This is a genomic window from Streptomyces cinerochromogenes (assembly GCF_014648635.1).
In the GTDB taxonomy this organism is placed as follows: Bacteria; Actinomycetota; Actinomycetes; order Streptomycetales; family Streptomycetaceae; genus Streptomyces; species Streptomyces cinerochromogenes.
Map to the genome: position 1 here is coordinate 59,052 of NZ_BMRM01000013.1, position 24,950 is coordinate 84,001.

The window sequence follows — 24,950 nt, forward strand, 5'->3', positions numbered from 1 at the left end:
CCCGCCGCCGTTGCCGCCGTGGAACTCAGTTCGAGTGCGGCCGGCCGTCACGGAGCCACGTCACCACGATCAGCGCCGCGGTCACGTACATCACGACGCTGAAGTTGGCCACTGATTCGACGTACTGCTCGTATCCGTCTGCGCGGAGCTGGAGCGCGAAGAAGCCGAGGGCCGTCCCGAGCGCCGCGATCGCGGCAGCCAGGGAGCCGAACGGGACCTTGGACATGGGTGTACTTCCTCCACAATGCGAGGCGACTGGTCAGTACCAGACTCTACGTGTCCGGGGTCAACGTCCCTTTGCCCGGCCTGAGTCGGGGTCGCCACCGGCACGGCGAGGGAACCGAAGGACGCCTTGGTCTGCCGGCCGGCGTGGAGCCCGGGTCCCACTCGGCTGCGCGGGACTTGAGTTCAGGGGTCAGCGGGCGGGGGAAGGCGACGTGCTCGGTGAGCCGCTCCTGGTGGGAGAGGGGCTGGTGCCGTCCGAAGGACTGGCGGAGGGACGCGTGGACGGGGTCGCCGTTCGCGAGGGCGGGCTGGAACGGCGGCTGCTGGAGGGCCGGGGGGTGGGCTTCTCCTTCACTGGTGGCGGCGCACTGGTGGTGGCGGCGGAAGGCGAGGAGACCGGTGGCCTGCGGCGAGGCGGCGCCGGTGCGGGGCGCCGGTCGTCGCCACTGTTCCGGTCCCGGACGCCGCTTCGCGCCGGATGCGTGGACTCCCTCTCCGGTGAGGCCGGGGAGCCGGTGACGCGGACCTCCGGCTCCACCGAGGACGACTCCGGGGGCGGGGCTGCTCGCGGGGCTGTCGACTGGAGGAGCACCGACGCGGTGGCCACGCCGCCGAGGATGGTGAAGGCGACCGCGACAACGGACTGGACGGCGTACTTCTTCAGCCGCGGCGGGCGGTCGTACCGGTCCGCCGGCAGGTCCTGCGGCGGAGTCGGCGGGCCGAGAAGGGGGGACTCGGAGGAGCCCGGATCCCCGTTGAAGAGGACTTCCGGCATCGCTCCGTCGACGGCCGGAGCACCGTCTCTCCGCTCGCTCGGCTGTGTCATGCCGGAGTCGTACGCCCCGCACTCGGGGCAGGTTACGGCGCCGTTGAGCGTGCGGTTGCACGGAATGCAGTAGTCCATGAAGCGGCCGTTCTCAGTTGTCGAGTTGACGGAAGGCAAGGGGTGACCCGAGCCGGGCAGCGGTCAGCAGCTACCGGGGTCAACGGGACGCAGGCAACGCGTGCTCAATCGTCGGCCGACAATGTGGGGTATGTAACGCTGCGGCAAAGTCGTTGGTGACCGGCCTCCCGTGAGGCGTGGGGTACGGCGGGGAAGGCCCAGCCGCCGTGACGCGCTCCCCCTGTGCTCTCACGGTGCGGACCAGGTGACCAGCGGCGGCAACCCGGGGGCCGGGCCCGCGCGGCCCGGCCCCCGTGAGGCGCTCCTTCGATGTGTACGGCGTGTCTACGGGGCCATCTCGTACGCGCCGGACAGCGCCTCGACCCGATGCCAGACCCGCTCGGTGCGTGCCGCGTCGACGACCGGCCGTCGGATCGAACCCAGCGCCCATTCCTGCTGCTGTGCGGTCGCCGAGTCCTTGCCGTGCAGCTCGACGGCGTGCGTGGAGAAGTCCCGGACGAGGACGGCGAAGAGTTCGTCGAGCACGTCCTCGTCGAGTCCGGTCAGGGCGACCTGCTCCAGGATGAGCTGCGCGTGCACGACGAGGGCGAAGAGCTGACCGACCGAGAGCACGAGGTCGAGGTCGCGGCTCTGCTCGGCATCGGGAGCGGCCGTGGCGACGAAGTCGCAGAGGGCGTCGGCCTGTTCGCGGAAGCGGCTCACGTTGGGCAGGTGCGCGTACGCGTCGAAGGCGGGCCGCCAGTCGTGGAAGCGCACCGCGCCGAGGCCGCGCGCCGGTCCCTGCCGGAACAGGAAGTCGTCGTCGGCCGCGTCGAGGCGGGTCGGTACGGCGGGGTACTCGACCGGGTCGAGGAGGTGGGCGCGCATGAACTTCAGGATCAGCGCCAGGTTGACGTGGACCGTGCCCTCCAGCTTCGGCAGGCCGCGGATCTCGACGGCCGCCTGGCCGAAGTAGTTGTCCTTCTCGAAGCCCTTGGCCGCGATGACGTCCCACATCAGGTCGATGACCTTCTCGCCCTCCGTGGTCACCTTCATCTTCGTCATCGGGTTGAAGAGCAGGTAGCGGCGGTCGTCCGGGCCGGCGGAACGGAAGTAGTCGACAGCGCGGTCGCTGAAGAACTTCATGCCGACGAGCCTGACGTACGCGTCGGTCAGCTCGCGCCGCACGTGCGGGAAGCTCGTCACGGGACGGCCGTAGAGGATGCGGTTGTGGGCGTGGGTGACGGCTTCGTACATCGCGTGCTCGCAGATGCCGATCGAGGCGGTGCACAGGTTGAACTTGCCCACGTTGACCGTGTTGAGGGCGGCGTCGAAGGCGGCACGGCCGGTGTGCAGGACGTCCTCGGCCGCTACGGGATAGTCCTCCAGGCGGAACTCGCTGACGAACTTCGAGGAGTCGACGACGTTCTTGACCAGATGGTAGGCAGGGTGACGGCTGTCGGCGGCGAAGAAGACGTAGCCGTCGGGGCCCTCGACGTCGGTACGGCGGCCGAAGACGGAGACGAGTCCCGCGGCGTTGCCGTTGCCTATGTAGTACTTGGAGCCGGTGGCCCGGAAGCCGCCGTTGCCGTCGGGTTCGAGCAGCATGTCGGTGGAGTAGATGTCGGCGCCGTGGGCCTTCTCGGACAGGCCGAACGCGAACACCTCTCCCTGGGCGAGGAGTTCTGCGGCGCGGGCGCGTGCGGCGGCGTTGTCGCTCTGCCAGACCGGGCCGAGGCCGAGGATCGTGACCTGCCAGGCATACCAGTAGTCGAGGCCGTAGAAGCCCAGGATCTCGTTGAGTGCGGCGATCCGGGCGGTGTCCCACCGCTTGTCCGGTTGCCCCTCCCCCGCGGCGGACGACGGCGTCAGGAAGGTGGCGAACAGGTTCTCCTTGGCCGCGAAGGCGAGGAAGTCACCGAGCCACGCGCGGGTGCGGTAGTCCTCGGTCAACCGCCGCTTCCCGCGCTCCTCGAACCAGTCGACGGTGGCCCGCAGCAGGCGGCGCGTCTCGGGGTCGAAGTGCGCGGGGTCGTAGGTGCGCGGGTTGAACAGCAGCTGGTCAGCCATGGGGATGACGCCTTTCGGCTGGTGGACGGGGAATGGGATCGGGGGTCTGACGGCCGGCCCGCCCGAGGCGGGACGGGGCGGACCGGGACCGGGCGGATCAAGGCCAGGTGGATCGGGGCCGGGCGGATCGGGGCCGGGCGAGGCAGGTGGTCGGGAGTACGGCGGCGGGTGCGGCGTCGGTCAGCGGGCCGGGCCGAACCGGGCCAGCGTGGCCAGCACGTCGTCCAGCCAGCCGATCATCATCCGCTCGTACGCGATGCCGCCGCGCAGCACGACGTGCTGCAGCTCCCGTTCCGCGTCGAGCGGCGCCCCCGGGCCGGCCCCGCTCGCCTCCGGCGCCGGGAAGTCCCGCGCCTCGCCCGCGAGGTAGTGCGCCAGCCGGCCGCGATGCGTCTGCCGGTGCCGTTCCACCTCGTGGATCAGGGCGGACGGGTCGTCGTCGAAGGCGGCGCCCCGGATCTTCACGGCCAGGTCGTGGCGGACGCTCTCCGGCTCGATCGGATCGTGCAGCCAGGAGGTCAGCGCGGCCCGGCCGAGGTCGGCGACGGAGTACTCCTTCTTGTCCGGGCGGCCCTGCTGCGGGACGTCCCGGACGTCGACCCAGCCGTCGTTCTCCATGCGCTTGAGCACGCGGTAGATCTGCTGGTGGGTGGCGGTCCAGAAGTAGCCGATGGACCGCTCGAAGCGCCGGGCCAGCTCATAGCCGGAGCCTGGCTTCTCCAGAAGTGACACGAGGATCGCGTGTTCGAGCGCCATGACGACGATCATGCTATGCAACTCGTTGCATAACAAGCCTTCCCGCCCGGATGCGACACGGCTCACCCCGCGGACGGCCCCTGTCCCCGTTGCCCGCCCCGTGCCGGCCACCCGGCACGTCGTGATCACGGGTGCGGTTGTCGTCCGTCCTGCCGCACGGGATCCTGAGGGGGCACGAAGGGAAGCGGTGCCATGGATCGTTTTCCGAATGCCGCCAACGTCGATTTCCACAGCCCCCTGGACCTCTCCAAGGCCGCCGCCGCGGTACTGGACGCCGAGGGCCGCGTGTGCGGATGGGGATCCTCGGCCCGGCGCCTGCTCGGACATTCCCCCGAGGACGTGCTCGGGCAGTCGGCTGCCCGGCTGCTGGCAGCCACCCCCGAGCAGCGACTGTCCAGCCTCTGCAAGCTGTGCACGGCGCACAGGCCCCGCAGCACGGTGCTCGACCTCTGCTGCCGGGACGGCCGTACCCTGCGCGCGGCCGTGACGTTCAGCCCGCTCGCGCACCAGGGCGCCGCTGCGACCGTCGTGGTCGCGGCCGACCTGGCAGTGCTGCGCGGCTGGGAGGCTCAGCTGGCGATGCTGCAGGGACTGGCGACCGAGTCCGCCGTGGGCTTGACGATCTTCGACACCGACATGCGCGTGGTCTGGGGGAACGTCTCCACCGATCTGGAGCTGGCGGGCATCGGCCAGTACATCGGCCGACCGGCCGCGGACCTCTTCCCCGAGGGCGAGTTCATCTCCCGCCACCACCCTCCGGACGAAGACCAGATCATGGAGCACGTGCTGACGACGGGGGAACCGATCATGGGCATGCACTATCGCGGGCGTGCCCCTGCCGACCCGGTGCGCGAGCACGTCTGGTCCTGCTCGTACCACCGCATGGTGGACGCCCGGGGGGAACTGCTGGGGCTCTTCGAGGAGTCCCTCGACATCACGGACCGCTACCGGGCCCAGGAACGACTGTCGCTGCTCGTACGGGCGGGAAAGCGCATCGGTGCCTCGCTGGACGTGCGGCGTACGGCCGCGGAACTCGCGGACGTGGCGGTACCGCAGCTGGCCGACGAGGTGCTGGTGGACCTGGCGCCGGCGGTCATCGAGGGGCGGCAGCCGCCCACGGGCTCGGCGCCGGGGCACAGCCTGCTGCGGATGCACGGCCGGACACCGGAGGAGTTCCGGACCAGTCCCGTCTCCTACCCGCCCTCCTCGCCGCAGGCGCAGAGCCTGGCCTCCAGCCGCCCCGTCGTCGACGCCGCCCCGCCAGGAACACCGGTCGGCTCCCCGCCCGGGACTCCGGTCGGTACGGGCCCGGCCTCCTCGCACTCCCCCCACCCCTCGCACTCCTCCCTCTTCGTCCCGCTGCTCACCCGCAACGCGGTCCTCGGTCTTGCCACCTTCCGGCGCAGCAGCAACCCCGACCGCTTCGGGCCCGAGGAGCAGACGCTCGCCGTGGAACTGGCCGAACGAGCCGCCGTCGGCATCGACAACGCCCGCCGGTACACCAGTCAGCACGCGGCGGCCCTGGTCCTCCAGCGGAGCCTGCTGCCACAGCACCTGCCCGAGCAGAGCGCGGTCGACGTGGCGTACCGCTACCTGCCCGCCGACAGCCGCGTGGGCGTGGGCGGCGACTGGTTCGACCTGATCCCGCTGTCCGGTGCCCGAGTGGGCCTGACCGTCGGCGACGTGGTGGGCCACGGGGTGCACGCGGCCGCGACCATGGGCCGGCTGCGCGCCACCGTACGGACCCTGGCCCTGCTGGACCTGGATCCGGCCGAGCTGCTCACCCGGCTGGACGGCCTGGTCGCGCAGGACGCGGAGACCGATGCCGACGACGGGCTCGGCGACGAGACGCTCGGGGTGACCTGCCTGTACGCGATCTACGACCCGGTCGGCGGCCGGTGTGTCTGGGCGAGCGCGGGTCATCCCCCGCCGATCGTCGCCGACGCGAGCGGCTCGGTGGCCCTGTCCGCGCTCGCACCGGGACCGCCCCTGGGCCTGGGCGGGCTGCCCTACGAGAACGTCGAGCTGAGTCTGCCCGGTGGCAGCGTCGTGGCGTTCTTCACCGACGGGGTCGTGGAGGACCGGCACACCGACATCGACAGCGGCATCGACCGGCTGGCCCATGTACTCACCTGGCAGCGCTGCCCGCTGGAGGAACTGTGCGACCGCGCCCTGTCGGCCCGGCCGCCCGGCCCGCAGCCGGACGATGCCACGCTGCTGCTCGTCCGCACCCGGCGGCTCGGCGCCGACCGCGTGGCGGACCTGGAGCTGCCGCCCGACCCGGCCATGGTGGCGCGGGCCCGCACGGACACCGAACGCCAACTGGCGGACTGGGGCCTGTCCGAACTGTCGTTCAGCGCGGCACTCGTGGTGAGCGAGCTGGTCACCAACAGCATCCGGTACGCCACCGGGCCCGTCATGCTGCGGCTGATCAGGGACCGCTGCCTGCTGTGCGAGGTCTCCGACAATGCGCACACCGCACCCCATCTGCGGCGAGCGCGACGGGACGACGAAGGAGGCCGCGGCCTCTTCCTCGTCGCCCAGATGTCCCAGCGCTGGGGCACGCGCTACACCGCGTCGGGGAAGACCATCTGGGCCGAGCTGGCCATTTCCTAGCAGCGCGTTGCCGCAGCGGGCGCACCCGAAGGCTGCGGTGAACCGCCGAGCGCCTCGAGCCGCGACGGTGGCTCCCGGCCGCCTATGCGGAGCCCTGTCGGGCCCCGGGGTGTCCGCAGCGGACGGCGACGGCAGCGATGTCGTCCTCGAGCCTTCCGCCGCTGTAGCGGAGCAGGTCCCGGTGGAGCCGGTCCAGCAGCTCACGGGGCGCCGCCGGGCCGAGTTGCCGGATCCACTCGGGCAGCGGGAAGAACGTGCCGGTGCGGTCCCGGGTCTCCGTCACTCCGTCGGTGTAGAGCAGCATCTGGTCGCCGGAGGCGAAGGGGACGGTGTCGATGGTGTAGTCGCCGCCGAGGAGCGCGGCCAGGTTGAGGGGCGGTGAGGGCACGGTGGGTTCGAGGACGCGGATCTCTCCGCTCCGCATCAGCAAGGGCGGGGGATGCCCGCAGTTGAGGATCTTGACCTGCCCTCCCCCGTACTGGATCTCGGCGATCAGGGCGGTGGCGAAGTGCTCGGGCTGGTCGGGGTCGAGCATCGCCACGCTGTAGCGGCCGATGCTGGTCTCCAGGCGATGGATGACGCCCCTCAGGTCGGGCTGGTCGTACGCGTTCTCCCGGAAGCAGTTGATCACCGCCGAGGCGGCCCCCACCGCGGACAGCCCCTTACCGCGCACGTCACCGATGAGCAGCCGCACCCCGTAGGGCGTGTCGGCCACCTCGTAGAAGTCGCCCCCGATGCGGGCCTGCTCCTGGGCGGCCAGGTACAGCGACTCGATCTCGACGTCCTGGACCCGGCGCGGCAGCGGGCGCAGCAGCACCTGCTGGGCGGCGTCGGCGACGAGCCGGATCTGGAAGATGGTCTCCTCCCGCAGGAGCCGGAGATGGCTCGTATAGGCGGCCGCCAGAGTGACCGCGGCGATCGCAGCCGCCGTGTAGGGCGTTCCCAGGTCGGAGTAGACGAGGCTGAGCCCGATCATGACCAGCAGGCAGAACACCCCCAGCAGGATCGTCGGGACCACGGGCCACATCGCGGCGGCGATGGCGGGTGCGACGGGCAGGAGACGACTGAAGGCGATCTCCCTGGGGGTGGCGAAGGCCAGCGCGGAGATGACGACGGTGAGGAGCACCGGGGACAGCATCACGGGCTCGCGTCGGCCACCGTAAGGAGGGCGGTGACGCCGAGGCCGTCCTGTCCTGATCACAAAAGTATCTTATCGGGGCACAACGGTCTTCGTTCCGTGAGAGCGCCCGCCCCGAGCGCACCGGCCGGCCGCCGGACGCGCGAGGGGTGCCGGACGCGCCAGGGGCCGCCGGACCCGCCAGTACGGTCCGACGGCGAACGCTCCTCGTGGACGGTGACACGGCGGCCGCGCGACGGGACCGAGCAGCGCCGACTGCCCACAGTGGTGTTATCAAGGGTGTATGGAGGTCTTTTCCGGGCGCTCACGGGGCCCGGAACATCATCCGCTCGACGGACGTCCGCGTGAACGTCGCACCTCCCTGCTGGATCCGCGCAGTGCGGCCGGTCAGGTGTTCCTTCTCCAGGTCGCCATCGTGCTCCTGCTGGTCGTGGCCGCCATGGCGGGCATGTTGCTCCAGGCGGCGCGTGACGCTCTGCTGCAGGGGCGGCGGGCGTCGGTCATCGCGGCCGAGTCGTTCGCGAGCGCCCCCGGCACGGCCGCGGCCCTGCGGAGCCGGGACCCGTCGGCGGTGCTCCAGCCGCGGGCCGAGGAGGCACGCAAGCGCACGGGCATGGACTTCGTTATCGCCATGAGCACGACAGGAATTCGTTATACGTACCCCTATCCGCGGGAGATCGGGAAGAAGTTCGTCGGCACCATCGAACCGGCGCTGCACGGCCGTACCGTCATCGAGGAGGCCGGCGGACCGCCTCTGCCCGCGGGCAAGGGGACGACCGTGCAGGCCGTCGTCCCGGTGACCGACTCCCGCGGCAAGGTGGTCGGCCTGGTCTCCGCCGGGCTCGAGGTCAAGAACGTGGCGGCGCTGTGGCTGCCGCAACTGCCGATCGTCCTGGGCAGTGGCGCGACCGCGCTGGCGCTCGCCGTGACGGGAACGACGCTGGTGTCCCGCCGGCTGCGACGGCACACGCACGGCTTGTCCCCGGAGGAGCTCGCGCAGTTGTACGAGCACCACGACGCGGTCCTGCACGCGGTGCGGGAGGGGGTGCTGATCACCGGCGCCGACGGACGACTGCTGCTCGCGAACCCCGAGGCGACGCGGCTGCTCGGGCTGCCGGACGACGTGCGGGGGCGCCCGGTGCGGGAGCTGGGGCTGCCGGATCCGCTCATGCGCCTGCTGACGTCGCCGGAGACGGTCACCGACGAGGTGCATCGCGCAGGGGACCGGCTGCTCGCGGTGAACAAGCGGCCGACGTACCCGCACGCCGACCGGGGAGGCAGCGTGGTGACCCTGCGGGACACCACCGAGCTGGCGGCGGTCTCGGGGCGGGCCGAGGTCGCACGGGAGCGGCTGAAGCTGCTGTACGAGGCCGGGGTGAGGATCGGTACGACCCTGGACGTGGGGCGTACGGCCCAGGAGCTGGCCGAGGTGGCGACGCCGCAGTTCGCCGACCTGGTGACGGTGGACCTGCTCGACGCGGTGCTGCGCGGGTGGGAGCCGACCGCGGAGGGCTGGCGGCAGCTGCGCCGCGTGGCGATCGGCGGTGACCAGCGGATGGTGCCGGTGTATCCGCTGGGCGAAGCGATCACCTTCTCGGCCCGGAGCCCGCAGCTGCGGACGCTGCAGGAGGGGCGGGGCGTGCTGGAGCCGGACCTGCGGCAGGCGCACGGCTGGCGGGAACAGGATCCGGAGCGCGCCAGGACGGCGCTGGAGTGCGGGCTGCGGTCACTGGTGACCGTCCCGCTGCGGGCGCGGGACGTGGCACTGGGCGTGGTGAACTTCTACCGCACGGTGGACTCCCCCACGTTCGAGCCCGAGGACCTCACCTTCGCGGAGGAACTGGCCGTACGGGCCGCGGTGGCCATCGACAACGCCCGGAGGTTCACCCGGGAACACGCGATGGCGGTGACACTCCAACGCAGTCTGCTGCCGCGGGGGCAGCCGGAACAGGACGCGCTGGAGGTGGCCTGGCGGTATCTGCCGGCGGAGGCGGGTGTGGGCGGGGACTGGTTCGACGTCATCCCGCTTCCCGGGGCCCGCGTGGCCCTGGTGATGGGTGACGTCGTCGGGCGCGGCCTGCACGCGGCGGCGACGATGGGCCGGCTGCGTACGGCGGTACACAACTTCGCCGTCCTGGACCTGCCCGTGGACGAGGTGCTCGGGAACCTGGACGACCTGGTCGCCCGCATGGACAACGAGGAGCAGACGGGTGGCGCGGAGGAGGAGCGCGAGGGCGAGGGCGTGACCGGGGCGACCTGCCTCTACGCGGTCTACGACCCGGTGGCGGGGGTCTGCACCATGGCCCGTGCGGGGCACCCGGAACCGGTCGTGGTGCGCCCGGACGGGACGGTCACCTGTGCCGGGGTGCCGGCCTCGGCGCCCCTCGGTCTGGGCGGCTACCCGTTCGAGACCACCGAGCTGTCCCTGCCGCAGGGGTCACAGCTGGTGCTGTACACCGACGGCCTGGTGGAGGACCGCACCCAGGACATCGACGTGGGACTGGAGAGGCTGCGCCGGGCCTTGGACGGGTCCGGGAGCCGTACCCCGGAGGAGACGTGCCAGACGGTGATCGACGCCCTGCAGCCGTCCCACTCCAGCGACGACATCGCGCTGCTCACGGCACGTACGCGGACGTTCCCGCCGTCGCGCGTGGCCGAGTGGGAGGTGCCGCCGGACCCGGCGCTGGTTCCCTCGGTGCGGGCGCGCTGCAGGGAGACGTTGCGGGAGTGGGGGTTGGAGGAGACCGGGTTCGCCACGGAACTGATCGTCAGCGAACTGGTCACGAACGCGATCCGGTACGGCTCGCCGCCGGTGGGCGTGCGGCTGCTGCACGGACGCTGCCTGATCTGCGAGGTCTCGGACGGCAGCGGCACCTCGCCGCGCCTGCGGCGGGCGGCGACCACGGACGAAGGCGGGCGGGGGCTGTTCTTGGTGGCACAGTTCGCCCAGCGGTGGGGGACGCGGTACACGACCCGCGGCAAGGTCATCTGGGCGGAACAGGATCTCCGGGACGGCACGTCCGCGGCGCCGCGGCTCGCACCGGTCGACTTCCTTCTCGACCAGCTCGACCTCGACCAGCTCGACCTGGACTAGCTCGACCTGGACCAGCCGGCCTCGGCCGGCTCGACCTGGAACCAGTGGGTCTCGACCGGCTCGGCCTCCAGCCGCCTGGTCCGTGCGGCCACGGCCACCCACACGTCCTCGGCGCGTCGGCCACCTCGGCAGCGGCGGACCACACAGACCATGGAGGCAGCCAACACGAAGCCCGTCGAGGAGCTTGAATGATCTTCATCACCGCGAAGTTCCGGGTGCTGCCGGAACATGCCGACCAGTGGCCGGAGATCTCGGCCGCGTTCACCGAGGCGACACGCGCCGAACCGGGTTGCCTGTGGTTCGACTGGTCCCGCAGCGTCGACGATCCGACCGAGTACGTGCTCGTCGAGGCCTTCCGCGACGAGGAGGCGGGTGCCGCGCACGTCCGCTCCGCCCATTTCCGCAACGCGCAGCAGACGCTGCCGCCGCACCTCGCCGAGACCCCGCGCGTCGTCAACATGACGCTTCCGCAGGAGGACTGGTCCCTGCTCACGGAGATGGCCGTACAGAACCGGGGCTGACCGCCTCCGCGTCTCCACGGCGTACCGGCTCATCGGTGCGAGGGGGCGAGGTCACCTCGCCGGTGCCAGGTGACGGTGTGTCCGGTCACCCGGTGCTCGGCGAGGTCGCCGCCCGAGTCGCTCCCCGTGCCGGCACCGGCCTGGGGAGGACCTGGGGAACCGTCTGAGGGTCCCTCACCGCGCTGTGTCCCGTGTCACTCGTTCCATGGGCGCATACGTTGCCTGCATCACAGCGGAAATGTCCATTTATCGCCCATGCTCGAAACGGACACCGCCCCCCAAAGAGGGCTAATCGGCGTCACTTTGGGCTCGCACGTCCGAAGTGACCCATGACACAGCACTCGTGACGCTCCTCCCCCTCACCCCACCCCAGGTTCCCCGAAGAGGTGCCCCCTTATGGCCGCTTACGTCTGCCCTCCTGCCGTGATGAACGGCGAGCACACCGTGAAGACCAGCCAGATCGTGGCGGAGGTGCGCGACCGGCACCCGCACGCGGCGTGGGCGCCGCGGATCGACGGCATCGCGGCCAGTACGGGCATCGAGACCCGCGGGTGGATGCTGCCGCTGGAGACCGCCGTCGCACGCGGCAACGGCAGTGGCCTGCGGGCTGTCGGGATCGAACCGGCCCAAGAGGCGCTGGCACGCGACGGGTTCACCCAGCAGGAGGTGGACCGCGTGCTCGCCGCCTTGGAGACCGTACCCGCGCCGCAGACGGTCCAGGAGCGAACCGCCCCGGCCTGGGAGGCCGTTCAGTCGTACGGGGAGCGTGCGGCGCGCGGGGCCCTGCAGGCGGCCGGACTGGACGCCGCGGACGTCGACTGCCTGATCACCAGTCACTCCACCACCCCGGCACTGCCGGGCCTGGACATAGCCCTGGCCAACAAGCTTCCGCTCCGTGACGACGTGATGCTCCTGCCGGCCACACAGTGGGCCTGTGTCGCGGGGACCCGCTCCCTGGCGCTGGCGGCGGACCTCGTGGCGGCGGACCCCGACCGAGTGGTCCTGGTCGTCATCGCGGAGGCGCTGAGCACGACCTACCAGCCCGCGGACGACACCCTCGAGTCCCTGATCGTCCGGCTGCTGTTCGCGGACACCGCGGTCGCGGCGGTCGTCACGGGCCGCCCGAGGCGCGAGTCGGTGCTGCGCCTGGACGCCGCCTGGCACCACACCCTGCCCGGCACCCAGGACCTGCACCGCCTGGAGACGCGGGCGGACGGCACCCACTTCGTGATGGACCGGCGCGGGCCGCGCGCCGTACAGGCGACGGTCAACGCGATGTGGGAGTGGCTGCGCGCCCGTTACCAGGACACCCCCGACTCGTGGCACCCCGACGTGCTGCTCGCGCACCCCGGGGGGACCCGGGTGCTGGAGTACATGGAGCAGACGATGCCCGACGCGTGGCCGGCGGGACTGCTGGACTACAGCCGGGCCGGCTACGCCACCGGCAACCGAGGGGGCGCTGCCGTGTTCGACATCCTGCGACGGGCGCACGACGCCGGGAAGCAGAAGCCCGGCGATCGGGCCGTCCTCTACGCGGCGGCACCGGGCCTCACCGCCACCGCCTTGGAAGGGGAGTGGCTGTAGTACGAGGCCGCGCCACCACTCGTCGCCCCGACGTCGCATGTGGCCCCGCCATCGCACGTCGCTTCACCGCACGTCGCCCCCCCGTCGCACGTCGCCGCGTCACCGCACCTCGCCCGTCACCGCGCGACTTCGGCCCAGACCACCTTCCCGGTGTCCGTCCACCGCACCCCCCACCGGGTGGTGAGCCTGTGCACGACGTGCAGGCCACGACCGCCGTCGTCGAGCAGGCCGCCGCGCCTCAGACGCGGCCTGCCGTGGCCGGTGTCGCCCACCTCGCACAGCAGGCCGTGGCCGGACCTGATCAGCCGCACCGTGACGGGACCCGTGGCGAAGCGCACCGCGTTCGTGACCAGCTCGCTGACCAGCAGCAGTACGGTGTCCCGGGTGTCGTTCCTGGAGGACCATCGCCGCAGCAGCGCGGCGACCTGCGCGCGGGCACGGGCGGGGGCGTCGTCGCGGGCGGGCAGCCGCCAGGTCGCGGTGTCCCCCTTGCGGTAGCCGATCATCCGTGCGAGCAGCAGGGTCACGTCGTCGCGCTGGTGCACGGGCGCCAGTACGGAGACGACGTGCCGTGCCGCCTTCTGCAGGGCGTCCCAGGGGTGCACCGTGGACACGGCGTCCGTCAGCCTCCCGATGCCCTCGTCGATCGATATGGCCGGATCCTCCACCAGTCCGTCGGTGTAGAGGGCGAGCAAGGAGCCCGGGGGTGCGCCGAAGGTGTGCACGTCGAACGGTTCCCGGAGCGCGAACTCGGCGCCCAGACCGGGGTGGGGGCGGACCGCGAGCGTGTCCGCGTGGCCGTCCGGGAAGACCAGGACCGGGGGGAGGTGGCCGGCGCTGGACAGTGTCACCTGGTGGCCGACCGGATCGTAGAGGGCGATGCAGCACGTCGACCCCAGGGCGCTGTAGCCGGCCGTCAGCCCTGACTCCGCGTCGTCCAGAAGCGCCACGGTCTCGTCCAGGTGCTCCAGTACCTCGTCGGGCGCGAGCCCCGCGGACAGCAGCGCGCGGGCCTCCATGCTCAGCTGTCCCATGGTCGCCGCGGCTCCCAGGCCGTGCCCCACGACGTCACCGACCACCAGCGCGGTCCGGCCGTCCGGCAGCGGGAAGCTGTTCACCCAGTCGCCGCCGACGCCCGCGCTGTCGGGCGTGGCGGGCTGGTAGACGCTGGCGATCTCGATGGTGTCGCCGCCGCTCCGCGGCAGGAGCCGGCGCTGCAGGGCCAGCACCTGCGTGTGCTCGCGCTGGTGCTGGCGGGCCAGGTCGACGTGGTGGGCGGTCCTGGCCACCAGTTCCTGGAGGTCGAGCAGCTCGCTGTCGCGGAAGGGGCAGTCCGCCCGCCGCCAGACCTCCGCCACGCCCAGTACGACGGGCGGCGTGCCGTCCAGGACCAGCGGTACGCAGGCCACACCCGCCGACCGGTCACCGGGCACCAGGGCCCGCACGACCCGGGGACTGCCGAGGACCCGCTCGACCGCCTCCCGGTCGGGTATGACGATGGTCTGCGGGGCATCGTCGCGCAGCACCGCCTGTGCCAGCAGGCGACTCGCGTCACTCGGAAGATCGTCACCAGGGGTCACGTAGCCCTCGGGCCACGGCCGGTCCGGCACCAGGGCCGCCCGCCGCAGCCGGATGCGTCCCTTCGGCCGGGCGCTGACTCCCTCCCCCGTCCACACCGCGAAGTCGAGGTCGACGGCGGCGACGTCCCCCCAGGCCAGCAGGGACTCCGCCAGCGACTGGGCGGTCTCGCCGATGTCCAGCGAGGTGCCGATCGCGGTCTCGGCGGCGTACAGGTGCAGCCTCCTGGCCATCGCGATCAGGGAGACGGTCAGGCCCCCCTCGGGCGCCGCGGCGGGCAGGATGCTCATCGATACCACCAGCTCGGACCTGTCGCGGCGGCGCAGACGTTGGATCCGGGCGACGTGCGCCTCACCGGTCTCCACGACCTGCCGCAACCGGCGGGTGACCGTCGGTACGTCCCCCGGCGGCAGGAGATCGACGAACGGCGTCCCGACCACGGCGTCCAGACCCGCGAACACGGGGGCGTCCAGATTGCAGCGGGTGACGACCAGATCCCTGTCCAGGTTGACCGCGCCGAGAATCTGCTCCTGCCGGGCCTCCGCCGGATCCTCCGGTACGCGTCGGCGCGTCGCGCGGTCGCCCTGCGCGTCGCCGGAACCGGCGTCCGCCGCTGCCCCGCCACGCGGGATGTAGCGCCCCAGGGCGCTGCTGACCAGGTCGAACGCCGAGGAGGACGAGGGGGAGGGTGTGGAGTCCATACGACTCTCCCAGCAATCCCCGGCGCACTGCCGGGGCCGTACTCGGACCCGTGCGACGGGGCCCCCGAGATCCCTGACCGCACACCTCATTGAATAACAGCGGGGGTCGCTTCGCCCACACCAGCGAACCGCGCGGTGAAAGCGGAGGCGGAGGATGGCCGGAGCCGTAGGACGCCGCGCGCTTCGAACCTGTCGGGCAGGGCCCGGGCCGCCCCGAACCGCCTCTCCCCCACGGCCTCACGTCCACCGACACCGACACCGACACGGGCACCGGCAATGCCCTGATCAGTACGGTCGGGTGCTTCGGTCGAGGCGGACGACGACGATGGCGATGTCGTCCGCGGCGCCGCTGGCGACGTCGAGGCGGGCGAGAAGGGCGTCGGCGAGGTGCTCCGCGCTGAACTCGGAGCAGGTGGCGAGCGTGGAGGTCAGGCGGTCCAGGCCGGTGTCGATGTCCTCGCCGCGGCGTTCGACCAGGCCGTCGGTGTAGAGGACGAGTGTGTCGCCGGGGGTGTAGGTCAGGTTGGCCTGGGGGCGGGGGACGTGTTCGGGGCGGGCGCCCAGGGGTGGGTCGGTGGCCTGGTCGAGCAGTTCGCAGGAGCCGTCCGGGTGCAGCAGGACGGGCGGGGGGTGGCCGGCGCTGCTGTAGATGAGCAGCTGGCTGTGGCAGTCGACGAGGACCTGGACGGCGGTGGCGGCCAGAGCTCCCTCGACCGAGCGGGCGTACAGTCCCAGGACCTCCAGTGCCTGGGCGGGGCCGTGGACGGTGCGGGTGGCGGCACTCAGTGCGCTGCGGAGTCTGCCCATGACGGTCGCGGCCATCAGTCCGTGGCCGACCACGTCGCCGACCGTGACGGTGAAGCGGTCCGCGGGCAGGTCGACCGCGTCGTACCAGTCGCCGCACACGTTCAGTGATCCGGTCGCGGGCAGGTAGCGCACGGCGATGTTCGGGTGGTCGGCCAGGTCCGGCGAGTGGAGCATGGCTTCCTGGAGGGCGACGGCGATGCGCCGTTCACGGGCGTGTGCCTGCCGCAGTTCCTCGTTCAGCTGCTGCAGCTGCCGCGCACGGGTGTACAGCTCGGCTTCCATGGCCGCTTCCCGGCCGGGACTGACCGACGGCAGCTGCGCCGTGCGACGGGCGTGGACGACGTCGGTCATGTCCTCGGACCGGTGGATGATCCAGGCGACCTTGCCGTCCGGGCCGCGGACGGGCACGTTGATCGCGGTCCACCAGCGTTCCTTGAACGCTTCGGGGTTTCCGGCGATCGGGATGTCGTACTTCTGCAACGCCATGTGATCGGTCTGGCCGGAGGAGAGGACGCGGTGCAGGGAGGCTTTCAGCGTCTCGACCCCGCTGGCCTCCGGGTCGCCGGGATTGTCCGGGAAGGCGTCGAAGAGGTACTGCCCGACCAGCTCGGCCCGGCTCCGTCCGGTCACCTCGCAGAAGGCCACGTTGGCGTCAGCGATCGCCAGGTCCGTGCCGAGGATCACGCACGGGCTCGGGAGGGCCGCGAAGACCCCTATGTAGTCGATCTTCGGCGTCACACGCATTCCCTGCCAGTCACTCGCTCTCAATCTACGAAAGGTCCAGCCCCGGCGCCCACCGGACTTCTCCGGCCGACTCCTCCGGCACGGCTCCTCGGTCCGGCTCCTCCGGCACGGCTCCGGCGGCCAGGCTGGTCGCTCCGGTGGCCCGGCCGGTCGAGGCGCCGTCGGTGGACCGCGCGGACGGCCCCACCCGCACAAACCCCGTTGCGACGCCACCCGCGTCACCGGCATCGTCAAGCCCGTCCTGGCCTTTTCGGCTTGCCGGCCCCGCCTGAGCCCGGGACGCGCTCAGGCTGACCATGCCGGTCGGCCCCCCCTCGCACCGAAGGAGCCCGCCAGCCATGGCGCATGTGAACGTCACCTACGACAAGACGGCGGATGCCGCCTATGTGTACTTCACAGATCCACGAGCACGTCCGCGGGTGGCACGCACGTACCCCTGTGATCCGGTGGACGTCGACGGCATGATCAATCTCGACTTCGACGAACAGGGACGCGTGATCGGTGTCGAGGTGCTGGCGGCCGGCTCGAAGCTGCCGGCATACCTGCTCGAAGCAGCGCAGCGTCTGGATACCGAAAGCGCGTGAACCGGCACGACCAGGCACGTCGCGACCATCCCGGGTCCCCGCCGGCAGGAGGGCCGGCCCGCCAGCGGACGGCAGCCGGGGTCATGACGGCTCGGAGGACGTCGGACGACCCGCGAAGGGCCCGTTCGACAGGGCCCACGGGATTCAGGTAGCCCGCCAGGAGATACCTGGCGGTTGCTGCGAACGGAGTCCCGTGGCACGCACCGCTCACCATCTCCCCCCTTCACACAGTCGGAACGCGGACGACTACTCGTCAGGAAGGCCTTGGCGTTCTGTGGTTCTCCACGACCTCAGGTACAGCGCGGACAGCTTCGCCGACGCGGCACGAGAGTCCAGGAGGCCCCGACCCCGCATGGTCCGCCGCACGGTGGAGGTCCGCTCCTTCGCCCGGCACCGGCGGGACCGCTCCGTCGCCCAGTGGTCCGCGCTGGAGGAGCGCCGGGCGAGACAGCGGCTGCGCGCCCACGTGGGGACTCTTCTGAAGCTGGTGAACTCCATGGCCGGCGAACTCGCACTCGACGCCGCGGACATGGTGGACATCCCGCCGGCGCGTCATCGGCGCAACGCGCTCTGGCTCGCGTAGCCGCCACCGGGGAGACGCCCCACCCGGACGCCACGCCGGCCGACGCCCCTCGCGTCGGCCGGCCGTGGAGGCCGCAGGCGCCTCGCGAGGGGGGTGGCCGGCGGATACGCGAGCGCCCCCGTGAGTGACGCCGAGCGACAGCGGCTGCCTACGACGAGACCTTCCGTTCGTCGGCCTGGAGACCGCGCAGTGTCCAGAGTCCGTACAGAGCCAGCAGCGGTTTGACGACCGTCCACTCTCCGGGACGGTAGTCATCCGCCCGCACCAGCCTCTCCGCGAGATCGGGGCGCTGACGCCGCACGTACGCACGGGCCTTGAGCGCATGAGCCGGCTGGGAGGCGATCTTGATGCGGTCCACGTCTTCCAGCAGCGGGATGACGTTGGTGATGTTCTCCCACGTCGTCGCGCTCTGGTCTTCGAGAAGCACCGTGCCGTCGAACCCGAGCACCGTCTTCGCATACTCGGCCATCAGATGGGCCTCCGACGCGCCGCTGCCGATCGCACCGCCGCTGAAGACAACCCGGGTCTCCTGCGCACCGTCAGCGGCGACGGACCGGATTCCGGCACGGACTCGCCATCGGTTGATCAAGTTCACCGTCATTCCGGGATTCCGGTACCCCAGCACCACCACGGCCTCGGAAGCGCCCCCGCTGTTTCCCACCAGAGCCCGGGACCAGCGCCAGTTCAACCACTCACCCCAGGCCAGGGCCGCCACCCCGGCTACCGTCAGTCCCGTCCTCCACCGCATGCGGCGACTCTAGGGCACCTCGGTGCGAAGCAGCGCGACACAAGGAGACAGAACCCTCTCGTGCACCGGCCGCGGCCGGAGATCGAAGGGCACGCCCCCGTAGCCTCTGTGCCATGCCAGCCTCCCGCCTGCACCGCGTCGCCGTCCTCGTGCTCGAGGGCGCCAAGCCGCTCGATGTCGGAATTCCCGCACAGGTCTTCACGACCCGCGCGAGCATGCCGTACGAGGTGCGGGTGTGCGGGGCGGCACCCGGGCTCGTGACCGGCGGTGACGGCCTGTCGTACTCCGTCGCCCACGGCCTCGACGCGCTGGCGTGGGCCGACATCGTCTTCGTCCCCGGCTACCGGTTCCCGGGCCGCGAGGACCCGCCGCAGGCCGTCGTCGACGCACTGATCGCCGCCCACGCCCGGGGCGCCCGGCTCGCCGCCATCTCGACGGGCGCCTTCGCGCTCGCCGCCACGGGCCTGCTCGACGGCAGGCGCGCCACGACGCACTGGCACTACACGCGGGAACTCATGGTCAGGCATCCGCTCGTCCAGGTCGACGAGAACGTGCTGTTCGTCGACGAGGGCAGCGTGCTCACCTCGGCCGGTGCCGCCTCCGGCATCGACCTGTGCCTGCACATCCTGCGCGGCGACCTCGGGGTGGCCGCGTCCAACCACGCGGCCCGCCGCCTGGTCGCGGCCCCCTACCGCAGCGGCGGCCAGGCCCAGTACGTTCCGCGCAGCGTCCCCGAGCCGCTCGGCGAGCGCTTCGGCGCCACCCGCGAGTGGGCGCTGCACCGGCTCGGCGAGCCCCTCACCCTCGACATACTGGCGCGGCAGGCCGGGGTCTCGCCGCGCACGTTCTCGCGACGCTTCGTCGAGGAGACCGGGTACACGCCGATGCAGTGGGTGATGCGCGCCCGCATCGACCTGGCCCGCGAGCTGCTCGAACGGTCGCAGCGCAGCGTCGAGCAGATCGCCGCCGACGTCGGCCTCGGCACCGGCGCGAACCTGCGCCTGCACTTCCAGCGCGTCCTCGGCACCACACCGAGCGAGTACCGGCGCACCTTCACCCAGGGCGAATGACGCCCTGTCGAGGTCCTTGTGAACGCCATGGCGAGATCCCTGTGACCCCCCATGGCGGGATCCTTGTGAACACTGGCGATCTCGCCACTGTCAGCGGTGCGCGCCGCGGGCGAGCCTGGTGGCGAACCGAAGGGACATCACTCATGACTCGCATCGCCATCAACGGATTCGGCCGCATCGGACGCAATGTGCTGCGCGCACTGCTCGAACGCGACAGCGCCCTCGACATCGTCGCCGTGAACGACCTCACCGAGCCCGCCACGCTCGCCCGGCTGCTCGCCTACGACAGCACGGCCGGCCGGCTCGGGCGTCCGGTGACCGTCGACGGGGACACCCTCGTCGTCGACGGCCGTCGGATCAGGGTGCTGGCCGAGCGGGAACCGGCGGAGCTGCCGTGGGCCGAACTCGGCGTCGACATCGTCCTGGAGGCCACCGGCCGCTTCACCTCGGCCAAGGCCGCCCGCGCCCACCTCGACGCGGGTGCGAGGAGGGTGCTCGTCAGCGCGCCGTCGGACGGCGCCGACGTCACGCTCGCGTTCGGGGTCAACACCGACGCCTACGACCCGGCCGTGCACACGATCGTCTCGAACGCCTCCTGCACCACCAACGCGCTCGCGCCGCTGGCAGCGGTCCTCGACGAACTCGCGGGCATCGAGCACGGGTTCATGACGACCGTGCACGCCTACACGCAGGAGCAGAACCTGCAGGACGGTCCGCACCGCGACGCCCGTCGCGCCCGGGCCGCCGGCGTCAACATCGTGCCGACCACGACCGGCGCCGCCAAGGCGATCGGCCTGGTGCTGCCGAACCTCGACGGCAAGCTGTCGGGCGACTCGATCCGCGTACCCGTGCCGGTGGGTTCCCTTGTCGAACTCAACACGGCCGTCGCCCGCGACGTGACGCGCGACGACGTGCTGGCGGCCTACCGCTCCGCGGCGGAGGGACCGCTGGCCGGCATCCTCGAATACTCGGAGGACCCGCTCGTCTCGTCCGACATCACGGGCAATCCCGCCTCCTCGATCTTCGACTCGGCCCTCACCCGCGTCGACGGCCGCCACATCAAGGTGGTCGCGTGGTACGACAACGAGTGGGGCTTCTCGAACCGCGTGATCGACACCCTCGAACTCCTCGCCACCCGCTGACCGGACGCCGGAGCGGTACGGCTCCTCCAGCGACCGCTCCGGCCAGTACCTGCCTTGAGACCGCTGGTGTGGCACCCGATCCGTCCGGTGCCCGGTACGAGGGCGTGGGAACCTGTGTCCGAGGCGGCGGCTCCGCGGAACCGGGGTCGCCGCAAGCGCCTCGACCCGCAACGCCGTCGTGGGGACCGCTCCCGTCCGCCAGGAGTCCCACGGCGCCCGTGCCGCCACTGAGTTCGGAGTTCTGGCAGTGCTTTTCGACATCACCCGCGAGGGAGTCGCCGCCACGTTCGGCGAGGACCGGCTCGCGACCCTGCCCGCCGCCGCGGACACCGAGGGTGCCAGGCTCCTGGGGACGGTCGGTGTCCCCACCGGGACGCTGTGGCTGCGTCAGCCCGACGGTGACTCCGGCCGGCTGCCCCTCGTCCGGGACGTCGTCGACGTGGAGGACTTCGAGGACGCCTCGGAGGACGCCGGCGCATGGCCCGTCATCGGCTGGCTGCTCAACGCCCACCTCGCCCTCGACCCCGGTTCGGGCAAGGTGCACGCCTTCGACGCCGACGAGGAGACCGTGCGGGAACTGCACACGGACGTCTCCTCCCTGGTCCAGGTCACCCTCCGGTTCCAGCGCCTGCTCGAAGAGTTCACCTTCAGCGGCGACGACGCCGACGAGGAAGCCGACTTCGAGCGCCTGGGTCGCGAGGTGGAGCGGATCCGTCAGGAGACGAGCAGCATCGACCCGCTGCCCTTCCAGGACGACGAGACCGTCTGGTCGGTGGTCGGCGAGGAGATCGCCGCGGGCCGGCGCTTCACGGGCGACAGCCCCGGAGCCCGCTCGCTCTACGGGTGACCACCCGCCGATGCCGCCTGGCCGCGGCCCGGAAGTCGCCGACGAGGCCGTGCACATCGGGGCCGAGACGGGACGTCGTCACGGTTTGTTCGCGTACCCGACCAAGAAGACGACGCCGGCAGCGAACAACATCAGCACGATCGCGAGGATGCTCGCGCCCGGCCCACCCGGCCCACCTGGACCGCCGTTCCGGCTGCCCCCGCTGCCACCGCTACTGGAGAAGACTCCCCCGTCGCTCCCTCCGTGAGAGCCGCCACCGTCGCCACCGCCACCGCCGCCGTCCATACGCACTCTCCTTCGCCTGTTGGGCCGGCACAACGCCCCTGGAAGAATGTCGCCCCGAGGGCCAGGCAACGCCCGCTTCCCACCCTCGGTGGCGGCACTCAACGCCCGGTACGGCGGCGTCATCTTGAGCCTGCCGGACAAGCGGCACCATGTCGCTGGCGGAGAGTCCACACTTGCTTGGTATTGCGTCTACTCGGCTGTGGGACGGATGTGGCGGCTGGCCTCCGCCGTGGTCCGCGACCGGGAAGACCGCTGGCCGCTCACGCCGAGCACCTCACCGGCATGAACCGTTGGGGGTTGCCGGTGGGACGGAACCCGCACGAGGCAGCCGTCGCGGTGCGGGACGCGGTGACGCGGCCCGCACCGCAGGGTGGGTCAGATGCCGAACGGTGCGGCGTAGCGGACGGTCCCGGCGGGCAGCGGGTGGTCGGCGTCGAGGGCGAGTGCCATGAGGGCCTCGTCCGGGACGTCGATGGTCAGGCCGATGCCGTGGGCGGAGGCGCGGGTGAAACCGAACCGCGGGTAGTAGGCCGGGTGTCCCAGGACCACGACGTGGTGCTCACCCCTCTCCCTGGCCGCCGTCAGAGCGGCGCGGACGGCCGCGGAGCCGGCGCCGCTCCTTTGGTGCTCGGGCCGTACGGCGCAGGGGGCCAGGCACAGGGCCGGCTCGTCGCCGATGTGGCAGCGGGTCAGCAGTGCGTGGCCGACGGGCCGGCCGTTCTCGTCCGTGGAGACGACGGACAGGCCCTCGATCCAGGAGGCGTCGGCGCGCAGGGCGTCGACGAGGTCAGCCTCCTCGGAGGTCTCGAACGCGGTGAGGAGGATGTCACGGATGGCGGGAATGTCGGCGCCGGTCTCGGCGCGCGTGATCCAGTTGCGCATGGTGGAGGAAGGTCCGTTCCGGAGTGGTGTTCGTGTGGGCCCCTCGCGAGCTCACGCTCCCAGCGAGGGCGGACAGGACGAGGTCAGGCCACGGCCCGGGACGTGAGGGAGACCCGGACGCCGTACAGGGCGGCCTTGCACGCGGTCATCGACCTCACCTCCCTGTTTCTCCGCTCCTGGTCGCATACGAACGGGTCCCAGCGTACAGGAGCTTGCCTCCGGCCAGGAGGTGGTTGCGTCGGCGAGAGCGAGCAGCGTTGGCCGGTGGTTCCGGGCGGCGGGGAGCGATCGGGCAGCTCGAAAGTGTCGACGAGAACGCGTCGTCTGTCGTCGTCACCGAGCAGGCCCGGCAGTGCCTCCACGTCCCCGGACGGCCGTACGGAAGGCGATGGGGGTCTGGCCGGTGCGGTGGTGGAAGTACTTGCTGAAGTGGGTGGGGCTCGGGAAGGTCAGCCGGTCGGCGATCCGGCTGGCGGTGTGGTCGCTGTGGGCCAGCAGCCGCTTGGCCTCCAGGACGACGCGGCGGTCGATGAACTCCTTCGCGCCGACGCCTGCGGCGGCCAGGGTCGCGCGGGACAGGGTGCGCGGGGAGTAACCCAGCAGGCGGGCGTAGTCCTCCACACGGCGGGTGTGGGCGAAGTGCCGCTCCACCGCGTCCCGGAAGCGCGCATATGTCTCGTCCGGTGCCGGGGCGGTGCCGCCCGCCGAGCTGTCCGGCTGGGCCAGGCGCAGGACGAGGACGGCCAGCAGGTGGCGCAGTGTCGCCGTGTGGACGGTCAGGGGAAGCTGTCCGAGGGCGCGGAACTCGTGTGCGAGGTGCGCGGTGGCCAGGTCCAGCGACCGGGCCTCGTCACCGGCCGGCGTACGCAGGACGGGGTCGTGGAGGTCGTCCAGACGGGCCGTGGCGGCGGTGGTGGAATCGAGGAAGTCCTTCTCGAACAGCACGAGGGTGCCTTCCACGTCCGTGAGGTCGCCCCACTGCTGCACCTGGCCGGGGCGGACCCACATCCACGAGCCCGGCGGGAGGACGTGGGCGGTGAAGTCCACCTTGTGCCGCAGTGTCCCGGCGGTCACGTGGAGCAGGTGGTGGAAGGCGGGTCGCTGCGGCAGGGCGAGGCTGCGCGCCGGGAGGCGCCGGCGCAGGTCGGCCAGGGACAGCACTTCCACGCCGGCCGGAGTGCCGGCCGGGGCGGCGAACGGGACCTCGGGAATGTCTCCGGAACCGTCGTGTCGGATTTTGGCCGTCATCAGTCGCAAGCGTATCCAGACGTGCGCAGGAAGCCGCCTTAGCGTAGAGATATCGGGAACCGGCTACAGCCTGAGAGTGGCGGAAAAAGGGAGCAGGCAGGTGACGGCCGGGTGGCGCGAACCGCCCGACGCGCTCGACCACACGGGTGCCGTCGAGCGCGCCACACGGAGAAGGGACAGACCCATGAAGATCGTTCTGCTCGGTGCCACCGGTATGGTCGGCAGCCGCATCGCCGCCGAGGCCGTCGCCCGGGGTCACGAGGTGGTGGCCGTCTCCCGCTCCGGCTCCGCACCCGTCGACAGCCCGCGGCTGACCGCGGCCGCCGGTGACGCGGGTTCGGCCACCGAGGTCGCCGGCCTGGTGGAGGAGGCCGATGCGGTGGCCTGCGCGCTGGTCCCGCCGCGGGACGGTTCCGACCCGTGCGCGCCGTTCGCCGCCCTGTACGACGCCGTCCTGAACGGTGTGCGCTCCGCCGGTGTGCGCCGCGTCGTCATCGTCGGCGGTGCCGGCAGCCTCGACGTCGCCCCCGGCACGGTCCTGCGCGACACCCCCGGCTTCCCGGACGAGGTCAAGCCCGAGGCCGACGCCCATGCCGCGCTGCTGGCGACGCTGCGCGGGGTGAGCGACCTGGAGTGGACGTACGTGTCCCCGGCCGCGCTCATCGCTCCGGGCGAGCGCACCGGCACCTTCCGCGTCGGCGGTGACAGCCTGCTCACCGACGCCGAGGGCAACAGCAGGATCAGCGCCGAGGACTACGCCGTCGCCTTCGTCGACGAGATCGAGAAGGCCGCACACCCCAAGGCCCGTATCTCCGTCGCCTACTGATCCCGGCCGGAAGAGGCC

20 protein-coding genes are annotated in these 24,950 nt (G+C 71.7%); 10 read left to right on the top strand and 10 right to left on the bottom strand.

What is annotated here, in order from left to right; genetic code table 11:
• Positions 1–25: 25 nt before the first annotated feature.
• The 3 genes from IEZ20_RS24480 to IEZ20_RS24490 form a co-directional block, all read right to left on the bottom strand.
• Positions 26–226 carry an SCO3870 family protein gene (locus IEZ20_RS24480; protein ID WP_189302348.1) on the bottom strand — a complete coding sequence of 67 codons (201 nt, stop codon included), beginning with the start codon at positions 224–226 and terminating at the stop codon, positions 26–28.
• A 1,227-nt stretch (positions 227–1,453) separates the two neighbouring features.
• Positions 1,454–3,178, bottom strand: a complete 1,725-nt coding sequence (locus IEZ20_RS24485; RefSeq protein ID WP_189302350.1) for an acyl-CoA dehydrogenase family protein — start codon at positions 3,176–3,178, stop codon at positions 1,454–1,456.
• A 180-nt stretch (positions 3,179–3,358) separates the two neighbouring features.
• Positions 3,359–3,934, bottom strand: coding sequence for a PadR family transcriptional regulator (locus tag IEZ20_RS24490; RefSeq protein WP_189302352.1), 576 nt, complete (start codon positions 3,932–3,934; stop codon positions 3,359–3,361).
• Between the two features lie 192 nt (positions 3,935–4,126).
• Between IEZ20_RS24490 and IEZ20_RS24495 the strand changes: the two genes are divergently transcribed.
• Positions 4,127–6,550, top strand: a complete 2,424-nt coding sequence (locus IEZ20_RS24495; protein ID WP_189302354.1) for a SpoIIE family protein phosphatase — start codon at positions 4,127–4,129, stop codon at positions 6,548–6,550.
• A gap of 82 nt (positions 6,551–6,632) precedes the next feature.
• Here the strand turns inward: IEZ20_RS24495 and IEZ20_RS24500 are convergent, their stop codons facing one another.
• Complete coding sequence (locus IEZ20_RS24500; RefSeq protein ID WP_189302357.1) at positions 6,633–7,688, bottom strand: PP2C family protein-serine/threonine phosphatase; 1,056 nt, start codon at positions 7,686–7,688, stop codon at positions 6,633–6,635.
• Between the two features lie 283 nt (positions 7,689–7,971).
• On the opposite strand from IEZ20_RS24500, the gene IEZ20_RS24505 reads away from it, so the two are divergent.
• On the top strand, positions 7,972–10,782 hold the full coding sequence (locus IEZ20_RS24505) for a SpoIIE family protein phosphatase (protein WP_189302359.1): 2,811 nt from the start codon (positions 7,972–7,974) through the stop codon (positions 10,780–10,782).
• Here IEZ20_RS24505 and IEZ20_RS24510 read toward each other — a convergent pair.
• A complete protein-coding gene (locus IEZ20_RS24510) occupies positions 10,779–10,934 on the bottom strand; it encodes a hypothetical protein (RefSeq protein ID WP_189302361.1) in 156 nt (51 codons plus the stop codon). The two genes, IEZ20_RS24505 and IEZ20_RS24510, sit on opposite strands and share 4 nt — an antisense overlap.
• 36 nt (positions 10,935–10,970) lie before the next feature.
• Between IEZ20_RS24510 and IEZ20_RS24515 the strand changes: the two genes are divergently transcribed.
• Entirely contained in the window at positions 10,971–11,303 is a 333-nt protein-coding gene (locus tag IEZ20_RS24515) for a putative quinol monooxygenase (protein WP_189302363.1), read from the top strand.
• A gap of 396 nt (positions 11,304–11,699) precedes the next feature.
• Positions 11,700–12,887, top strand: coding sequence for a beta-ketoacyl-[acyl-carrier-protein] synthase family protein (locus tag IEZ20_RS24520; protein WP_189302365.1), 1,188 nt, complete (start codon positions 11,700–11,702; stop codon positions 12,885–12,887).
• A 116-nt stretch (positions 12,888–13,003) separates the two neighbouring features.
• Here IEZ20_RS24520 and IEZ20_RS24525 read toward each other — a convergent pair whose 3' ends face one another.
• Both IEZ20_RS24525 and IEZ20_RS24530 read right to left on the bottom strand, forming a co-directional pair.
• Positions 13,004–15,166, bottom strand: a complete 2,163-nt coding sequence (locus tag IEZ20_RS24525) for a SpoIIE family protein phosphatase (protein WP_189302366.1) — start codon at positions 15,164–15,166, stop codon at positions 13,004–13,006.
• A gap of 285 nt (positions 15,167–15,451) precedes the next feature.
• On the bottom strand, positions 15,452–16,711 hold the full coding sequence (locus IEZ20_RS24530; protein ID WP_189302368.1) for a SpoIIE family protein phosphatase: 1,260 nt from the start codon (positions 16,709–16,711) through the stop codon (positions 15,452–15,454).
• Positions 16,712–17,055: 344 nt separating this feature from the next.
• Between IEZ20_RS24530 and IEZ20_RS24535 the strand changes: the two genes are divergently transcribed.
• Together IEZ20_RS24535 and IEZ20_RS24540 are read left to right on the top strand one after the other, a co-directional pair.
• Positions 17,056–17,301, top strand: a complete 246-nt coding sequence (locus IEZ20_RS24535) for a DUF2283 domain-containing protein (RefSeq protein ID WP_189302370.1) — start codon at positions 17,056–17,058, stop codon at positions 17,299–17,301.
• A 352-nt stretch (positions 17,302–17,653) separates the two neighbouring features.
• Positions 17,654–17,884: a hypothetical protein gene (locus tag IEZ20_RS24540; RefSeq protein WP_229896246.1), complete on the top strand. Its 231-nt coding sequence runs from the start codon at positions 17,654–17,656 to the stop codon at positions 17,882–17,884.
• A gap of 148 nt (positions 17,885–18,032) precedes the next feature.
• On the opposite strand, the gene IEZ20_RS24545 is transcribed toward IEZ20_RS24540, so the two are convergent.
• Positions 18,033–18,632: a YdcF family protein gene (locus IEZ20_RS24545; protein WP_189302374.1), complete on the bottom strand. Its 600-nt coding sequence runs from the start codon at positions 18,630–18,632 to the stop codon at positions 18,033–18,035.
• 113 nt (positions 18,633–18,745) lie between these two features.
• On the opposite strand from IEZ20_RS24545, the gene IEZ20_RS24550 reads away from it, so the two are divergent.
• The 3 genes from IEZ20_RS24550 (at position 18,746) to IEZ20_RS24560 (ending at position 21,691) form a co-directional block, all read left to right on the top strand.
• Entirely contained in the window at positions 18,746–19,702 is a 957-nt protein-coding gene (locus tag IEZ20_RS24550) for a GlxA family transcriptional regulator (protein ID WP_189302377.1), read from the top strand.
• Between the two features lie 143 nt (positions 19,703–19,845).
• On the top strand, positions 19,846–20,844 hold the full coding sequence (gene gap, locus IEZ20_RS24555) for a type I glyceraldehyde-3-phosphate dehydrogenase (RefSeq protein WP_189302380.1): 999 nt from the start codon (positions 19,846–19,848) through the stop codon (positions 20,842–20,844).
• 247 nt (positions 20,845–21,091) lie between these two features.
• A complete protein-coding gene (locus tag IEZ20_RS24560; protein ID WP_189302382.1) occupies positions 21,092–21,691 on the top strand; it encodes an SUKH-4 family immunity protein in 600 nt (199 codons plus the stop codon).
• A gap of 660 nt (positions 21,692–22,351) precedes the next feature.
• On the opposite strand, the gene IEZ20_RS24565 is transcribed toward IEZ20_RS24560, so the two are convergent.
• Together IEZ20_RS24565 and IEZ20_RS24570 are read right to left on the bottom strand one after the other, a co-directional pair.
• Positions 22,352–22,858, bottom strand: a complete 507-nt coding sequence (locus IEZ20_RS24565; RefSeq protein ID WP_189302384.1) for a GNAT family N-acetyltransferase — start codon at positions 22,856–22,858, stop codon at positions 22,352–22,354.
• Between the two features lie 333 nt (positions 22,859–23,191).
• Positions 23,192–24,106, bottom strand: coding sequence for a helix-turn-helix domain-containing protein (locus IEZ20_RS24570; RefSeq protein ID WP_189302386.1), 915 nt, complete (start codon positions 24,104–24,106; stop codon positions 23,192–23,194).
• Positions 24,107–24,290: 184 nt separating this feature from the next.
• Here IEZ20_RS24570 and IEZ20_RS24575 point away from each other — a divergent pair, with 184 nt between their 5' ends.
• Positions 24,291–24,932, top strand: coding sequence for an NAD(P)-dependent oxidoreductase (locus tag IEZ20_RS24575; protein ID WP_189302388.1), 642 nt, complete (start codon positions 24,291–24,293; stop codon positions 24,930–24,932).
• Positions 24,933–24,950 lie beyond the last annotated feature (18 nt).

Bases quoted from the DNA above. Each gene is read 5' to 3' on its own strand.
- IEZ20_RS24510 (WP_189302361.1), bottom strand. From the start codon at position 10,934: ATGGTCTGTGTGGTCCGCCGCTGCCGAGGTGGCCGACGCGCCGAGGAC.
- IEZ20_RS24565 (WP_189302384.1), bottom strand. From the start codon at position 22,858: ATGCGCAACTGGATCACGCGCGCCGAGACCGGCGCCGACATTCCCGCC.
- IEZ20_RS24535 (WP_189302370.1), top strand. From the start codon at position 17,056: ATGGCGCATGTGAACGTCACCTACGACAAGACGGCGGATGCCGCCTAT.
- IEZ20_RS24575 (WP_189302388.1), top strand. From the start codon at position 24,291: ATGAAGATCGTTCTGCTCGGTGCCACCGGTATGGTCGGCAGCCGCATC.
- IEZ20_RS24485 (WP_189302350.1), bottom strand. From the start codon at position 3,178: ATGGCTGACCAGCTGCTGTTCAACCCGCGCACCTACGACCCCGCGCAC.
- IEZ20_RS24505 (WP_189302359.1), top strand. From the start codon at position 7,972: ATGGAGGTCTTTTCCGGGCGCTCACGGGGCCCGGAACATCATCCGCTC.
- IEZ20_RS24490 (WP_189302352.1), bottom strand. From the start codon at position 3,934: ATGGCGCTCGAACACGCGATCCTCGTGTCACTTCTGGAGAAGCCAGGC.
- IEZ20_RS24480 (WP_189302348.1), bottom strand. From the start codon at position 226: ATGTCCAAGGTCCCGTTCGGCTCCCTGGCTGCCGCGATCGCGGCGCTC.
- IEZ20_RS24570 (WP_189302386.1), bottom strand. From the start codon at position 24,106: ATGACGGCCAAAATCCGACACGACGGTTCCGGAGACATTCCCGAGGTC.
- IEZ20_RS24525 (WP_189302366.1), bottom strand. From the start codon at position 15,166: ATGGACTCCACACCCTCCCCCTCGTCCTCCTCGGCGTTCGACCTGGTC.
- IEZ20_RS24545 (WP_189302374.1), bottom strand. From the start codon at position 18,632: ATGCGGTGGAGGACGGGACTGACGGTAGCCGGGGTGGCGGCCCTGGCC.
- IEZ20_RS24540 (WP_229896246.1), top strand. From the start codon at position 17,654: ATGGTCCGCCGCACGGTGGAGGTCCGCTCCTTCGCCCGGCACCGGCGG.
- IEZ20_RS24515 (WP_189302363.1), top strand. From the start codon at position 10,971: ATGATCTTCATCACCGCGAAGTTCCGGGTGCTGCCGGAACATGCCGAC.
- IEZ20_RS24520 (WP_189302365.1), top strand. From the start codon at position 11,700: ATGGCCGCTTACGTCTGCCCTCCTGCCGTGATGAACGGCGAGCACACC.
- gap (WP_189302380.1), top strand. From the start codon at position 19,846: ATGACTCGCATCGCCATCAACGGATTCGGCCGCATCGGACGCAATGTG.
- IEZ20_RS24500 (WP_189302357.1), bottom strand. From the start codon at position 7,688: ATGCTGTCCCCGGTGCTCCTCACCGTCGTCATCTCCGCGCTGGCCTTC.
- IEZ20_RS24550 (WP_189302377.1), top strand. From the start codon at position 18,746: ATGCCAGCCTCCCGCCTGCACCGCGTCGCCGTCCTCGTGCTCGAGGGC.
- IEZ20_RS24495 (WP_189302354.1), top strand. From the start codon at position 4,127: ATGGATCGTTTTCCGAATGCCGCCAACGTCGATTTCCACAGCCCCCTG.